Annotated in this window: 10 protein-coding genes; 4 read left to right on the forward strand and 6 right to left on the reverse strand. The window is 46.9% G+C overall.

Going from position 1 to position 15,563, the window contains the following annotated elements; all coding sequences use genetic code 11:
- Positions 1 to 29: 29 nt before the first annotated feature.
- The 3 genes from M1P97_RS10250 to M1P97_RS10260 form a co-directional block, all read right to left on the reverse strand.
- Entirely contained in the window at positions 30 to 1,430 is a 1,401-nt protein-coding gene (locus M1P97_RS10250; protein ID WP_195370304.1) for a S41 family peptidase, read from the reverse strand.
- A gap of 77 nt (positions 1,431 to 1,507) precedes the next feature.
- Positions 1,508 to 3,313: a Na/Pi cotransporter family protein gene (locus M1P97_RS10255; RefSeq protein WP_195370303.1), complete on the reverse strand. Its 1,806-nt coding sequence runs from the start codon at positions 3,311 to 3,313 to the stop codon at positions 1,508 to 1,510.
- A gap of 51 nt (positions 3,314 to 3,364) precedes the next feature.
- The gene (locus M1P97_RS10260) at positions 3,365 to 5,056 is read right to left on the reverse strand and encodes a Na/Pi cotransporter family protein (RefSeq protein WP_249389017.1); all 1,692 of its coding nucleotides are present in this window, start codon (positions 5,054 to 5,056) and stop codon (positions 3,365 to 3,367) included.
- Between the two features lie 84 nt (positions 5,057 to 5,140).
- Here M1P97_RS10260 and M1P97_RS10265 point away from each other — a divergent pair, with 84 nt between their 5' ends.
- Complete coding sequence (locus M1P97_RS10265; protein WP_195370301.1) at positions 5,141 to 6,808, forward strand: nucleoside kinase; 1,668 nt, start codon at positions 5,141 to 5,143, stop codon at positions 6,806 to 6,808.
- On the opposite strand, the gene M1P97_RS10270 is transcribed toward M1P97_RS10265, so the two are convergent.
- From M1P97_RS10270 to ribF, 3 genes are read right to left on the reverse strand one after another with little or no spacing between them, the layout of a single operon-like run.
- Positions 6,798 to 8,078 (reverse strand): lipopolysaccharide biosynthesis protein, encoded by a 1,281-nt coding sequence (locus M1P97_RS10270; protein WP_195370300.1) that lies wholly within the window; start codon positions 8,076 to 8,078, stop codon positions 6,798 to 6,800. The genes M1P97_RS10265 and M1P97_RS10270 overlap by 11 nt on opposite strands.
- Before the next feature lie 4 nt (positions 8,079 to 8,082).
- Positions 8,083 to 9,138, reverse strand: coding sequence for a M20 family metallo-hydrolase (locus M1P97_RS10275; protein ID WP_249389018.1), 1,056 nt, complete (start codon positions 9,136 to 9,138; stop codon positions 8,083 to 8,085).
- A 1-nt stretch (position 9,139) separates the two neighbouring features.
- Positions 9,140 to 10,066, reverse strand: coding sequence for a riboflavin biosynthesis protein RibF (gene ribF / locus M1P97_RS10280; protein ID WP_195370298.1), 927 nt, complete (start codon positions 10,064 to 10,066; stop codon positions 9,140 to 9,142).
- 104 nt (positions 10,067 to 10,170) lie between these two features.
- Here ribF and M1P97_RS10285 point away from each other — a divergent pair, with 104 nt between their 5' ends.
- The 3 genes from M1P97_RS10285 to M1P97_RS10295 all read left to right on the forward strand — a co-directional run bounded on the left by M1P97_RS10285 (position 10,171) and on the right by M1P97_RS10295 (position 15,453).
- Entirely contained in the window at positions 10,171 to 13,317 is a 3,147-nt protein-coding gene (locus M1P97_RS10285; RefSeq protein WP_249389019.1) for a hypothetical protein, read from the forward strand.
- 448 nt (positions 13,318 to 13,765) lie between these two features.
- Positions 13,766 to 14,311 carry an RNA polymerase sigma-70 factor gene (locus M1P97_RS10290; protein WP_195370296.1) on the forward strand — a complete coding sequence of 182 codons (546 nt, stop codon included), beginning with the start codon at positions 13,766 to 13,768 and terminating at the stop codon, positions 14,309 to 14,311.
- A 164-nt stretch (positions 14,312 to 14,475) separates the two neighbouring features.
- Positions 14,476 to 15,453: a FecR family protein gene (locus M1P97_RS10295; RefSeq protein WP_249389020.1), complete on the forward strand. Its 978-nt coding sequence runs from the start codon at positions 14,476 to 14,478 to the stop codon at positions 15,451 to 15,453.
- Positions 15,454 to 15,563: the final 110 nt, after the last annotated feature.

Raw genomic sequence — 15,563 nt, forward strand, 5'->3', positions numbered from 1 at the left:
CCATCCGATGCCTGTCGATTTTCCAGCTGTTATTGTGGGAGTAATAACATTCCGTTCGTTCTTTTATTCAGGATGGGATTAAAGAAGATCTTTGTGTGCTCCGTATTTTCAGTAGGAGTACTTTTCAATCCTGTATTCAAAATCTGGTTAAATGCAGTTTTAAGCAGCAATTCGTGGGGATCTCCTAATGGGTATAAAGTGTTGTTTACAAACAATTCCTCCTGCAGGATATCCGGTACGAAGCCGTCTTCGTAATCCGCGTTTCCATCCGCATTCTTTATATGCAGGACGATAGGGGATATTAACCAGTCGTAGTCCTGGTTATCTCCGTATTGTTCGGAGCCAACGGTCTTTCCGATCGTTTGTTCTCCGATCAGTGTAATGTTCGATCTTCCCATATATGGGATCAGGCAGTTGATAACTGCCTCGGAGGCTGAGGCTGAATTAGGGCCTACTAACACATATAACCGTTTCAGGTCCAGATTCTCTCCGGATACAGCCCCGGCCGATTCTAAAGCCAAACTTTTGTTGTTATCTTCATATTTATCATTGTACTCCATTTTGCAGAAAGTTTTACCCAGGTCTTTAGCAGGGGCAAGCATGGAAGTTAACAACTGTGCAGAAGTGACCAATCCTCCTCCATTATAACGCAAATCGAGAATGAATTCGTTTACATTCTGGGATTTGAAGTTCGCAAATATCTGTTTCATCTGTCTATCCCATGTTTTGTCTTCGTAACCATCCGGGCCGGAAGAAAAATGGTTGTATGCCAGATAACCGATATGTTTATTTCCGTAATGATAGACCGAGTCTTTTAAGAAAGGAGTATTTTCTACCGGGCGGCTTGCTGAGATATTGACAGAGTTGGTGATTGCCCAGTTCTTGTTTGTGGAATTGTATGCTCCGGTATAGAATTTGACAGCGCTTCCACTTCTTAATACGCTGATGTCGGTGATGTTGGGTGTTTCGCTGTTTACAGCTAAGATCCAGTCGCCCCGCTTTAACCCTGATTCTGCTGCGGGCGAATTAGGGAGGATATATACTACCCAGGCTACTTTTGTTTTCGTACCCGGCATTTCGGCCGATGCAAATTCAAAACCGTATGTCGATTCTTCGTCGATTGATTTGGTGGAAGTCTTTTTCTTTTCTATTCTTGAGAAATAATGATGCTCTGTTTCTCCCTTTAACACTTTGCCGTCTTTATCGGAAAGCAACCGGTAGAAGAATTTCTCGGGGTCGGTTGTCATGTCGAGTGATTCCTTTGCCGGGATTTCGTCATACCACATATAATGCTTTTCCATGATATCGTAGATCCAAGCATTTACATTCTCGTCGAGTGTGGGGTCCGGTTTCGGATCGTCTGTCGAACAGGAGGCCATAACTATTGATAAACATCCCAGGAGGAAACAGAAATAATGTTTGTGATTCATCTTCTTTCTATATTGAAAAAGCCCCGATCTTGTGCAAGATCAGGACTTTAATGTTCATTACACCAACAAATATACGATTATATTTTCTTTTCGATAACTGCTTGAACAACATTTAGAATGTAATCACCCAATTTTTCCGATTCGGCGATAAGGTCCATGTAATAAACGCCGTCCTGATAATGGTATACCTTATTGTTTACATCTTCCATGTTGTGGCTCTTCAACTGATTACGATAATTGTTAATTTCGTTCTCGATGTTGTACGACTGGTTGATGTCATCGTGTACCACTTCGGGCATATGCAGAATTTCATTCATGCGGGTCAATGCCTTTTCCACCAGAGCGAACATTTGATCTATATTGTGATTCTGTCCGTCTGTAAACTCGGATTTACCTTCGTTACGACGTCTGATTCCACGTGCCAGGTTGTTGCATGCGTCGGCAATACTTTCTATTTCCGTTACAGCACGCAACATGATGCGTATCTCTTCTTTTCCTTCGGAACTCAGGCGGCCTTCTGCTACGAACGTCAGGTAGTTGGCGATTTCAATCTCCATACGGTCGCTGATGTTCTCATACTTCTCGATACGGCTGAATATCTTCAGGAAGTTATCTTCATTCTTTTCGTAGAACAGTTCTTTGACCATACCGAACATACGCTGTGTACGTTCGCCGAATACGGCAATTTCCTTTTTAGCCTGCATCAATGATAACTCGGATGTAGAAAGCATACCTGAAGGAATATATTTCAACTGGAACTCTTCCTCGTCGCTGACATTCTTCGGCTTGATAAGGGCCGAACAAACGTATACGTAGAATTTTACGAACCAGATCATGATACAAACGTTAGTTATATTGAATACGGTATGGAACAGGGAAAGACCGTAGGAAACAGACACCTGCAATGTCAGTAATTGCTTTTGTAATGCAAGCAGGTGCGGGTCCGTAATCTGTGCACTGGATGTGATCAGCGAGATCGTTTTCGGATCGAGCGTACTGAGGAACTGGGTCATTTCGTTCGGATCACCGGGGCCGTAGTTCGTTACGATCCAGGAAATCATATTGGTGAACGGATAGAACAGAGCCATGACCCAACAGACACCGAATACGTTAAACATGAGGTGGGCAATCGCTGCTCGACGGGCCGATACATTGGCTGAGATAGCAGCAATATTTGCTGTGATAGTTGTTCCGATGTTTTCTCCTAATACCATGGCAGCTGCCATTTCGAAAGGTATCCATCCCTGTGTACACATGATTAATGTGATGGCGACGGTAGCACTCGAAGATTGTACAATGACTGTAAGAATAGTTCCTAAGAGAAGGAATATAAGGAGGGAAGGATATCCCAGAGAGGTGTAATCTTGTAGGAAAGAAAGGATTTCAGGATTGCTTTGCAGGTCGGGAACGGATGATTTCAGATAAGACAACCCCATGAAGAGGAAAGCAAAACCCATTAGAAACTCACCCCATGACTTGCGTTTACTTTTGCCGGAGAATATCAACGGGATACAGATACCGATAAGTGGCAGGGAAAAGACGCTGATATCTACTTTAAATCCGAAGAGTGAGATAATCCATGCCGTAACTGTTGTTCCGACGTTGGCTCCCATGATAACACTGATTGATTGGGTCAGTGTAAGAAGTCCTGCGTTAACAAAACTGACAACCATTACGGTAGTAGCACTTGATGACTGAATGAGTGCGGTGATCAGAATCCCGGTCAGCACGCCAGTGAAGCGGTTAGTCGTCATGACCGAGAGGATGCCTCGTAGCTTGTCTCCCGCGACTTTCTGTAAACCTTCACTCATCACTTTCATTCCGTATAGGAACATACCTAATGCTCCTACAAGCGTAAGAAAATCAAAAAAAGAATAGTCCATCTATCTAAGTTTAAGTGGATAAATATCCGATTAAAATGAATGTATGCATAATTATATTTTCTTTTCAATAACTGCCTGAACAACATTTAGTACATAATCACCCAGCTTTTCAGCTTCACTGACGATATCCATGTAATACACACCGTCCTGATACTGGTATGCTTTATTATTGATATCTTCCACATTATGTTGTTTAAGCAGGTTACGATAATTGTTTATTTCGTTTTCGATATTGTAAGAAGGATTGATATCATCGTGTACCAATTCCGGTTTCTTCAATATCAGGTTCATCTGGCGCAAGGCCTGGGTCACCAGTTCAAATATTTTGTCTATATTGTGATTCTGTTTGTCGGTGAAGATCGACTTCCCTTCGTTCCGGTGTTTGATGGTACGTGCCAGGTTGTTACACGAGTCGGCGATACTTTCGATTTCCGATACGGCACGGAGCATGATACGGATCTCCTCCTTGCTTTCCGAGCTCAGACGGCCTTCTGCCACCAGGGTGAGGTAATTGGCTATCTCTATCTCCATATGGTCGCTGATATTTTCGTACTTTTCGATCCGGTTGTATGTTTTCATAAAGGCGTCTTCATCTTTTTCATAATATGCCTCTTTCACCATGTTGAACATGCGGGTAGTCCGTTCTGCAAAAAGAGATATCTCCTTACTGGCTTGCAGGATGGATAACTCGGCTGTCGACAGGAGACCGCCGGTGATATAATGCAGGCGATATTCTTCGTCTTCCGGCTTCGATTTGATCACAAAACAAACCAACCGTTCGATCGGTTTTATAAACCATATTAATAATAATACGTTGCAGATGTTAAAGGCGGTATGGAATGCCGACAACGTATAAGTGATGGCGATGTCTTTTGGGGTATTCGGTGCCAGGTAGGTAACGATACTCTTGACCGCATCTATGAACGGATAGAAGATGCAAAGTACCCAGATGATTCCGAAAAAGTTAAATATGAAATGGGCAAATGCCGCCCTTCGGGCTTGTGCATTAGCGGTAAGTGCAGCTATATTGGATGTCACGGTGGTTCCTATATTCTCTCCCATCACCAGGGCGATACCCAGGTACAGGTCGAGCACGCCGCTCGAACATAATATTAATGTAATAGCCATAACGGCTGCTGACGATTGGACCGCCATCGTGATGATACTTCCGACCAACAAGAATAGCAACACAGACCACATTCCCCATTCCTTGCAGGAGGTGATGAATGACAGGATCGCCTGATTATGCTCCAGGTCCATGTGCATGGCATTCTCCCTCAAGGTTGTCAGACCCAGGAACATAAATGCGAACCCGAAGACGAATTCACCGAATGATTTGCGGCTACTCTTTTGGGAGAAGATAAGGGGTAAAGACAGCGCGAAGAGTGGATAGATAATGTTGGTCATATTGAACTGGAAACCGAAGATCGACATGATCCAAGCGGTAATCGTCGTTCCAATGTTGGCCCCCATGATGACGGAGATGGCTTGTGTCAGAGTTAGAAGTCCTGCGTTTACAAAACTGACAGTCATAACAGTGGTTGCTGTCGATGACTGTACTGCTGCGGTGACGAACGCGCCCGTGAGCAGTCCGGTGAACCGGTTAGTCGTCATGGCGCCTAGGATATTACGAAGATGATCTCCTGTCAGTTTCTGGAGACCCTCACTCATAACTTTCATTCCATACATTAAAAGCGCAAGTGAACCGAGCAACTTTAGTACGGTAAAAATTGTATTATCCATCAAAAAAATAGTTATACCTGGAAGTATATCCGATTAATAGTCCTAACTTTAGGCAGCAAAACTACAAATAATAACTGATATAATATGTCTGAAACAATCACAATTTATTGCAAAAATAACAATAGCTATAAAGAGGTTCCCATTGGTTCTTCTCTGTTAGACATCTATACGATGATAGGTGCGCCTTTGCGTTACCGCCCGATGAATGCGCAGGTGAATAATAAAGTGGAGGGTTTGAATTTCCGTTGCTGGCATCCGAAAGACATTGAGTTCGTGGATTATACGCAATCTTCAGGGCTTCGAACTTATGTTCGTTCCCTGTGTCATATCTTTTCCAAAGCGGTGAACGACGTACTTCCTTCTGCGACATTAAATTTAGAACATCCGATATCAAAAGGTTACTACTGTGTGATCCATAACGGAAAGAAGATCGATATCGAAACGATCGACAAGATCAAGAAGCGCATGCGTGAAATAATCGATGCCGATCTGCCTTTCCTTCATAAGACGGTTCGCACGGTCGATGCCACGGTCCTGTTCCGTGAACGTGGAATGAACGACAAAGCCCGCCTGATCGAAACGGCCGGGATGCCTTATACTTCGTATTATGAACTGGACGGCTATATAAACTTCTTTTACGGATGTCTGACCCCTTCAACCGGTTATATCCAACTGTTCGATATCGTGCCTTACTTTGACGGCGTATTGCTTCAAATACCCAAAAAAAGTAATCCGCTGGAACTCGAACCGGCTATCCGGCAGGATAAGATGTTCGAAGCCTATAAGCAGCACTTAACGTTGCAACGTACCTTGGACCTGAATAATGTCGGAGACCTGAACCGTGCCATCGAGAGCGGCCATACTTCCGAACTGATCATGGTGTCGGAAGCCATGCAGGAGAAACAGGTCGCCAAGATCGCGGAAGAAATAGCGAAACGGTATGAGGAGGGAGTCCGTATCGTATTGATCTCAGGCCCTTCGTCTTCCGGGAAAACGACTTTCTGCAAACGCCTGGAAGTCCAACTGATCACAAACCTGATCCACCCGGTCAGTATATCGCTCGACGACTATTTCCTGAACCGGGAAGATACGCCGAAAGATGAAACCGGCGATTACGATTTCGAATCGCTCTATGCCCTCGACCTTCCTTATTTCAACAGTGAGTTGAAGGATTTGTTATCCGGAAAGGAAATCGATCTGCCGACTTTCGATTTTGGAACCGGTAAGCGTATCTATAAGGGTAAGAAACTGAAGATGCAGAAGAATTCAGTCTTGGTAATAGAAGGTATCCATGCCCTGAATCCCGAACTGACTGCCATGATAGACGATAAGTTCAAGTACATGGTCTATGTCTCCGTCCTTACCTCGATCTCGTTGGATAACCATAACTGGATACCGACCACCGACAACCGTCTGTTGCGCCGTATCATCCGTGACTACCGCTTCCGTGGTTATTCGGCAAAGGACACGATTGCCCGTTGGCCGAGTGTTCGTCGGGGTGAAGATAAATGGATCTTCCCTTATCAGGAGAATGCGGATGCCATGTTTAACAGTGCCATGTTGTATGAACTGGCTGCCCTTCGCAAGTTTGCCGAGCCGATCCTGGCAGAAGTTCGCGAAAACGATGCTGAAAATGCGGAGGCTTATCGCCTGTTGCGGTTCCTTCGTTACTTCAACTATATTCCGGATGTCGGTTTGCCCGGCACTTCGCTTCTGCGTGAGTTCCTGGGAGGAGGTAGTTTCAGGTATTGAACTTGCTGCGTATTCGTTTGACGAGTTCGTTGAAGTCTTCTTTGTCTGGGATGAATTCGCTTATCCGGGTCCGGTTATGCCGGCAGAACACAGTCATGGAAAACACCAGCATGGCACAGAATGCTATGCTGGAACTGATGGCTGCTCCGACAACGCCATAAAGAGGTATCAGTATATAGCCCGCTATAAGCAGAGTGAGAAGTCCGATACAGGAGCTGACTGCGCTGTAACGTATCTTCCCGCTTCCGATGAAATAGTGGCTGAGTATACTGTTGCACCCTAAAGCGACAATCCCGACGGATAAGCCGAATATAACCTTTCGCATCCCAGTAAATTCGGGACTGAACAGATAATCCGTATAGATCCATTCCGGGATAAACAGAATACAGACGGTTGCCGACGCGATGGCACAAAAAGTGAGCTTGAACAGCTGCAATGTCGTTCTTTTTTGTACATCGGCATCCGTCGTTTGTGCCACGCTGCTGTACTCGATGAAACTGACGCTCCGACTGATATGCCAGACGCTTTCCGATATCTTTGTCCCGGCATCCAGCAATCCCACACTGCCCAAGCCGGCGAAACGTTGGATCAGGAAATAGTTCAGCCGGGTGGTAAGCACTTCGGCTATATTGTCTGCACTTCCCCAAAGGCCATAACTGAACATCTCTTTCAGGATGGAAACGAACGGTTTGTCTGTCGGCTTGTTCTCTCTTTTGATCAGGTAGGGGAAAAGCAAGACCAGGCTACCGGCAAAGGCAATGCCGTAAGCGATATATAATCCGTAGATGTAGGATGAAACTTCCTGCTTCCCGGCTATGTAGTAGAAATAGAGAAGGATAAAGAACAACAATCCCCCTTGCAGCATATAGGTAATGTTGAACCCTGTGATCCTGTCTTTACCCAGAAGGAAACGGGCATTGGTCGTAATGAAAGAAGATATCAGCGACAGTACATATATGTCTGTCAGGTACTCTTCCGGGAATAAACCGAAAAATAACATAAAAGCGCACGCCAGCCCCGATCCGATCAGGGGCCACGCATAAGCCGGGAACAAAATGGTGTGGATGGAATAACGGTTCATGAAATACACGATCGTATTACCCGAGAGGACCCCGTTGAATACGACGGCAATATTTATCGAAGCCAGGATGATACCCACCAGGCCGACACCTTCCACCCCCAACGCCTTGGCATTAATGAAAATAAGCATCAGGTTCAGAAAGGCAATCAGATAGCGTGTTCCAATTGTCCCCAGTATCTTTTTCAGCATATACTTATAGTTTCAGTCCGTCCAGCAACCGCACATACGTATCGATCGCCTCCCTGATCTCCATTAAACCGATATATTCGTCTGCCGCATGTGAGCGGGCGGAGTTCCCCGGACCGATCTTGACGGAAGGGAACGGCATAAGCGCCTGGTCGCTCAGGGTAGGCGAGCCGAACGGTTCTTTTCCCATCATCACAGCCCGCTTGACGAACGGGTGATCCAGTGCTGTCCGTGTCGAGTTGAGGCGGAAGCTACGGGCTTTCACTTCGCAGCCGACCTGCTCTTTGATCAGTTCGAACAGTCTCTCGTTGGGATAGAATTCATTCGTGCGGATATCCACGGTAAATTCGCAACGGTCGGGCACCACATTATGTTGTGTGCCGGCATGAATGATCGTTACGCTCATCTTCACTGGGCCGAGGAAGTCACTCTTTTCCGGGAACTGGTACGTATGGAACCATTCTATATCTTTCATCGCCAGGCTGATCGCGTTGATCCCTTCGTTGCGGGCCGCATGTCCGGCTTTGCCGATAGAAACGCAGTCGAGTACCATCAATCCCTTTTCGGCTACGGCGGGTTGCATTCCGGTAGGTTCGCCGACAATGGCGAAAGCGATCGGAGGGAGATCGGCCAGCGCACTTTCGAGACCGTTCTTGCCGGATACTTCCTCTTCACAGGAAGCGAGGAAGATCAGGTTATAAGCCTGCTCTTTCCCGATCAACTGCGTGAAAGTTGTGTAGAGGGAAACCACGCTTGCACCGGCATCGTTACTACCGAGGCCATACAGTTTTTCGTCTTCACTCTCTTCGGGGTTGAAAGGATCTTTCGTCCAACCGGAGGCCGGCTTGACGGTGTCGATATGGGAGTTGAGCAGCAGGGTCGGCTTGTTCAGGTCGAAACCCGGGGAGACGATCCATAGGTTGTTGCCTTTGCGGTGCACCGTATGTCCCGCCGACTGCCAGGTCTGTTGCAGATAATCAGCTACTGCCGCTTCATCCCGGCTAAAGGAAGGGCGGGAAATCATTCCCTTTAATGTATCTATTGCTTCGTAGTAAAGTTCCATCTTATTCCGATAATAATTTGTTAACCGTTTCCCGGTCGCGGGCCAGTTGCTCTTTCAACTCTTCCAGCGAACCGAACTTGATATCCTCGCGTACATAATATATAAACGCAACGGTTATTTCGTTATTGTAAATGTCACCGGAGAAGTCCAGTATATTCACTTCCAGTGTGATATTGCTGCCATTGTTGAGCGTGGGACGGTCGCCGATATAAAGCATTCCTTTATATCTTTCCCCTTTCAGATAGACCCGGACGGCATAAACTCCGATGCCGGGGACGATCTTGAACGGTTCGTCCACCTGTATGTTGGCTGTCGGAAATCCCAGTTTGCGGCCTACCTTGTAGCCGTTTACGATCGTTCCCCGTAGCTGGTACGGATAAGTGAGTAACTTATCAGCTTTTTCCACCTGGCACTCTGTTAACAACTTGCGTATCTCGGAAGAGCTGACAGCCGTCTGTCCGTCGTCATAGGGGGATGCTTTGACGACATCCATGCCGCAAGCCGCCCCATAGGTGACATACTGTTCGAACCCGTCTTTCCGGTCGTGCCCGAAACGGTGGTCGTAGCCGATCAGCAGGACTTCGACATGCAGCTTGTCGGCCAGTACGGTAGTGATAAACTCCTGTGCCGTAAGGCGCGACAGTTCGACGGTGAAGTCGAGAACAATGCAATAATCGATCCCTGTCGAGGCCAGCTGCTCCAGCTTCTCATCAAAAGAGTTGAGTAACTTCGGCTGATAATCGGCATGCAATACGGCGCGGGGATGTTCCGGGAATGTGATCACTGCTGAAGGCAGATTGCGGGCTTTCGCGGTCTCTTTCAGTTCATTTATCAGGAACCTGTGTCCCAGGTGCACGCCGTCGAAGAAGCCGATGGTGGCAGCCAGTTTCTTTCCTTTCAATAATTCCGTATCTCTGATAACTATCATTTTTCTTTTCTTTCGCTCGTTCAATGGAAAGACAAAAGTACATAAAGAAGGAAATTAATCGTACATTTGACCTGTCTATTAACAGATATATCTTAATATTAGTTATGAAAAGAGTCTTTTACCTTCTGGTCAGTCAGATTTTTGCGGTGTCGCTTCTTCTGGCCACCCCTTTGCAGACAGAGAAACGAACCGTTGTTTTCACCCCATCCGGTGGTGAGAAGGTGTATCTATTAACTCCCGGCAACAGCCTTACCGAGAATGTCTCGTTCCAGCAGGCGGATTATCCGACACGGAAATTCCTCCGCGTGGTAGGTGGCGTGAAGATGCCGGCACCTTTCCAGAACAGGGGGGAGGAAATGTTCCGCCGCTCCGAGTTCTATATCGACGATAACCTCGACTCCGTTCATGTAAAGAAGGATAAATATTCCCTTTATTTCAAGGGAGAAGACAATAACTTCGAACGTCATGCCTATTACCGTGTGTCGGGCGATCTATTGAAGGCCGGCGAACTGACCGTTACGCTGCCCGTTGTCAAACAGCAGAACCTGTCGGTCTCTCCCGGCGGCGACTTCGGGGTGGCTATCGAACTGTTCTACAAGAAACCGGGGCGTTATAAGGATGATATCTACGACCGTCCCGACTCTCTCCTTTATCTCAGTGTCCCCGAAGGAACATCCAGGTTCCGGAATATCACCGGTAAGTTTATCCTGCCGGAGAATGTGGCTTGTGCTTTTCTGCGTATCGGCGGGACACATTTCAGCGGAGAATGCTGGGTGGAAGCTCCCCGGCTGGTGCAAAACAAGAAACCGGTTTGTTCCATTCCGTTTACGAAGTTTGCCGATAAACCGGACGATTACAATTACTGGATCGGTTGCAACCTCGCTACCCGTAGCTGGCCGCGTTGGAAAGTGGATTACAACGGCACGACCGTCTTCGAAGGTAATATCTTCGACCGGGCATCCGATGTGGCCGACTTCTATATCCTGCTGCCTGCTTCCGTCAGTGGAAAGGGCGACCTGAAGTTAACTCTGTTGAAAGAAGACAACCGGGCTGCTTATCCTTATGAACTGCGTTCGCTGGAGATTATAGAAGAGAGTGCGCGCGATTATGAAATCGTGTCTGTCCCCGAATATGTCACTGCCGGAAGCGCTTTCGGCGTTCTGCTCGAAACGAATAAACCGGATGTGAAACTCAAGATACAGGCTCCGGCCTCCGTAACCCCTTCATTCCAGGAGGTAGAACTGAAGGAAACAGGTTTGCATGTCGTGGAGTTCTGTGCTGATGGGATTGCCTCTGCCGTGCCGCTGACGTTCGACGACGGTTCCCGCAAGGCGGAAGCCACCATCCGCCAGATCATTCAAAAGGGACGCGATGAGGTGTACCTTTCTTCGGGCGACGAGATCCATATCGATAAGGAGTATACTCCGTACGATTATTTCTTTAAATGGTATGTTTCAAACCGTATCGGTAACTGGTATCAGTTCCGTCCCTCTTACCAGTGGAGCGGTTTCCGCGTAGCCAATCTGAAGATCATCAGTCATTACACCGCTTTGTTGAATAAGCTTCAGATGCCGTATGCGTGGCAGGTCGAGGGACGTACCCTGGCCGCAAAGCGTATCAATCCCGACCTTGAAACGTTGGCCTCACCCATGTTTCGGGGGAAGCAGGCGCATGAGAATGACGGTGGTTATTACTACTGGCAGCATTTCCTTTACCAGGGAGTCTTTTCCGATATGGCTGCCCGCAACCGTCCCTATGGCGGTATCTTTGCCAAGCACCGTCCAATTTACACGGATCATGGCGTTTTCATCCATTACGATCCGCAGGGTGTGAAAGATATGGCCGACGGAGCCCGCAAGCTGGTTGAGAACTTCCGCTATTCGAAAGGTGAAAGCACCCGCCATACCGGCCCGTCTTCCCTGTTCCGTTATCTGTATCAGGCAGGGTACAACTGGCTGGGAGCCGAACAGATGTACGGCCCCGAAGAAATCATCCTTTCTTCCCTCCGTGGCGCTTCAAGGGCTTACAGCAAGCCGCAGTACGGTTCGCTACATGCCATGCAATGGGGTTCCGGACCGTTTACCGACCCGAAACATTCCCTTCGCCTTTATATGTCGCTCGCCGTTGCCTACATGCACGGTTCTTCCCACATAAATACCGAGGAAGCCTTGTGGACGGACGAATATGCCAACGACCGTTATTCCAAGTCGGGTAAGGAGCATCTGTATGCCCAGCATCGCGTACTCGATTTTATCGAGACACATACCCGCCGGGGTGAACTGAAAAGTAATATTGCCGTTATCCAGGGAAGGAATGATGCCTGGAAGTCGTTCGGGCGTGGCAGCCTGTGGTCGCAGAAAGGCGATAAGTGGGCATTCAACAAGGCGACCGAAAGCTTCGACCTCCTGAATGTCTTCTATCCGGATAATACGGTGGATGCCTGCGGTCCCGAAGGTTGGTTTACCGCTACTCCGTACGGTACGGTCGACCTACTCCCGGTGGAAGCTCCTCTGGACGTAATGAATAAGTATAAAGCGATGGTCTTTCTCGGCTGGAACAGCTTTGATGAGAATGATTTCCTGCGTATCCGCAACTATGTATTCGATGGCGGAACGCTTGTCCTGACTGCCGCCCACCTGAATGCGGAGCTTCAACCGGACCAGCCTGTCAGCTTCCCTACGAATGATGCCGTTATCCGTGAGATGTTGGGAGAAAACTATCGGACACTGACGGCTAAAACCGAGCTTACCTTCGGAAACGGAAAGATTATCTATTTCCCCGCTCATGCCTATCCGGCAGAAAATACATTGCGGGATCAGTATGAAGCCACCCTGCGTGAAATCGCCGAAGCAACAGTCGCAGGTGAACAGAAGGCCGGCTGGATCGAGTCTGCCCCCTCCATCGGCTTCACCGTCTGGGATAATAAAGATCGCCGCACGATCTATCTCTTGAACACCGACTGGCAGAGCAACGAGTTGCAACATACTGCCAATTTCACCTGCAACGGGAAGAAATTCCCGCTCGATGTAAGGCGCTATCATATCGAAACCGTTCATTGTGCCGACGGCCTGGCCGTATCTCCCGGCAGCAACACAACGGATATCCTGTCGATCGACCGGGAAGGCGACGGCTGGAAAGTAACTCTCCAGAATACGGAGAAGGATACGATCCGCTATTTCAATACCGAAACGGGTGCGATCGACTCCATCACTTTCGATGAACCGTCCGTACATAGTTTTATTGTAAAGTAAAGAAACGGAAAAGGGGCACAGGTCATGATTGGCTTGTGCCCTTTTTCTGTTTTATGACTTCGGCTGTCTTCCTGTTGCCTCTTACCGGGATGGATTTACCTTTCTGCCGGTGAAAGGATTTCCGGATGCCGTTGTATTTTCTCTTAAGTGCCGATATAATATTTGTTTGACAATCGTCAGACAGCTGTTCGACCCGGCTCAGACAGCTGTCCTACATAGGTCGAACAGCTGTCCGACTCCTGTCGGACGAAAAATAAATCGGCAGGTATCTGAAAAGAGATGCCGGTGTAATGAAAATATCTGCCTTACTATCCTGGAATATCTGCCGGACTGTTGAGGTTGCCTTTGGAGGGGCGCTCTTCCGCTTCTGAACATTTTTGAGCGGGTAATATGCGTTAAAAGCCGGCGAAGTTGTGGAATAATACCTGATATTTTATATGTTTGCAAGATGGAAGTGAAAGATCAGACGACAAACTGCTACCAGCGTATATATCTTGAATATGCTCCGATGCTGCTTCGCTTTGCGGGGAAGTTCGTCTCGGGTTTCTTTGCGGAAGATATCGTGCACGACGTTTTTCTCAAGCTTTGGGACAAACAGGTCTTCCTTCTTCCGGATGCCGATCTGAAACGTATTCTTTACGTTGCTGTCCGCAATGCCTGTATCGATCACCTGCGCCGTTCGAATATGGAGCAGGAAATTCTGGATCACCGGGCCGTCCAGCTCAAACTGGAGGAACTGGACTATTTTGAGTCGTCCGACGAACTGTTTATGCGGAAAGACCTGCTGGATCTATTGATGAAGAAAGTTGCCGAGTTGCCCGAAAGGAATCAGGAGATTTTCCGTCTTTCCTATCTGAAAGGGATGAAAGCGGCCGAGATTGCGAATCAGTTGGGCCTCTCTGTCCGCACAGTCGAGAACCAGCTGTACAGGTCTTTGCTTTATCTCCGTAAGCATTGTTCGCATCTTTTCTTTTATCTTTTTACCTTGATTTGAGCCTAGGGCTTTACTTAAATCCTATTCGCATTCGCCTTCATTTTCAATCGTTCGTATTTAATTTTAAAAAAAGTTTGTTTTTGTGTGAGTACTTTTGGGCTGCCATTCGTTATAAGTTCATAAAGGACTAAGTCACCGAAGGGTAACTATACAAAGGAGATATCATGGAAAACGAACATACAGAGTTAATTATAGGCTATTTACAAGGCAATCTGTCTAAAGAAGAAACAGAGCTTTTTTACGATTGGGTGAAAGAGAGTACTTCCAACAAGGAACTATTCTTTGAGATCAAGGCCATGTATGATGCCGGTACTTCTTTAGGAGAAGCCCTGAATATCGATGAGAGCTGGCTGAATTTACTTAATAAAAAGGAAAATTCACAATCCCGCAGCTTCAGACTTTGGTATCAAATCGGTAGCTATGTTGCCGTGGCCTTGATTGCGGTAGCTATCAGTTCTGTATTCTTCTTTTCTTCGAGAGATGTTGATAATGGGTTATATTCCAGATATATTGGAGGCGATGGGCTGGAAGCGGATGTGGTTGAGTTACCCGACGGTACGCAGGTCAGCCTAGGATCAAAAACGACATTCCATTACGATAAGGACTTTGGTAAAAAACAACGTATCGTTTATCTGGAAGGGGAAGCCTACTTTGATGTAGCCAAACAAAAAGACAAACCTTTCATCGTAAAAACAAAAGAACAGGATATCGAAGCCCTCGGAACCAAGTTCAACGTAATGGCTTATCCGTTGGATTCGCTGGTTGTAACGACTTTATTGGAAGGGTCTGTCCGGTTGACGACTTTGGGTATCGACAGGCAGGCGATCTTACAGCCAAACCAGCAGTTTGTTTATAACCGGAATAGAAAAAGTATTTCTTTGAACCGGGTTGATGCCCAGCAATATACATCCTGGATAACCGGTTATTATTATTTTTCCGAACAAACATTGGAATCTATTCTCGATCGGTTGAGCCATGTGTATGGTGCACAATTCACTATTCAATCGAAAGACTTGAACAAACGTACCTTTACCGGTACATTCTATCGTGGGGAAAGTATAAAGGATATCATGGAAGTTATTAACCTGTCCGTACCTATCAAATACAAGATTGATAAAAGACATGTTACGATTTCGGAATGAGCGATATGGATTAGTTAACCTTTAAAAATGTAATGTATGAGTGGATAACGTAAAAAGTAAGAAGTGGAGAAAAATATCTTGCCGGATACTATCTTCTAAAGGGTGTGATT

The sequence above is a fragment of the Parabacteroides leei genome (genome assembly GCF_023369805.1).
GTDB lineage: Bacteria > Bacteroidota > Bacteroidia > Bacteroidales > Tannerellaceae > Parabacteroides > Parabacteroides leei.

Excerpts from the sequence above, each read along its gene's own strand:
- M1P97_RS10250 (WP_195370304.1), bottom strand. The coding sequence starts at position 1,430 with ATGAATCACAAACATTATTTCTGTTTCCTCCTGGGATGTTTATCAATA.
- M1P97_RS10255 (WP_195370303.1), bottom strand. The coding sequence starts at position 3,313 with ATGGACTATTCTTTTTTTGATTTTCTTACGCTTGTAGGAGCATTAGGT.
- M1P97_RS10260 (WP_249389017.1), bottom strand. The coding sequence starts at position 5,056 with ATGGATAATACAATTTTTACCGTACTAAAGTTGCTCGGTTCACTTGCG.
- M1P97_RS10265 (WP_195370301.1), top strand. The coding sequence starts at position 5,141 with ATGTCTGAAACAATCACAATTTATTGCAAAAATAACAATAGCTATAAA.
- M1P97_RS10270 (WP_195370300.1), bottom strand. The coding sequence starts at position 8,078 with ATGCTGAAAAAGATACTGGGGACAATTGGAACACGCTATCTGATTGCC.
- M1P97_RS10275 (WP_249389018.1), bottom strand. The coding sequence starts at position 9,138 with ATGGAACTTTACTACGAAGCAATAGATACATTAAAGGGAATGATTTCC.
- ribF (WP_195370298.1), bottom strand. The coding sequence starts at position 10,066 with ATGATAGTTATCAGAGATACGGAATTATTGAAAGGAAAGAAACTGGCT.
- M1P97_RS10285 (WP_249389019.1), top strand. The coding sequence starts at position 10,171 with ATGAAAAGAGTCTTTTACCTTCTGGTCAGTCAGATTTTTGCGGTGTCG.
- M1P97_RS10290 (WP_195370296.1), top strand. The coding sequence starts at position 13,766 with ATGGAAGTGAAAGATCAGACGACAAACTGCTACCAGCGTATATATCTT.
- M1P97_RS10295 (WP_249389020.1), top strand. The coding sequence starts at position 14,476 with ATGGAAAACGAACATACAGAGTTAATTATAGGCTATTTACAAGGCAAT.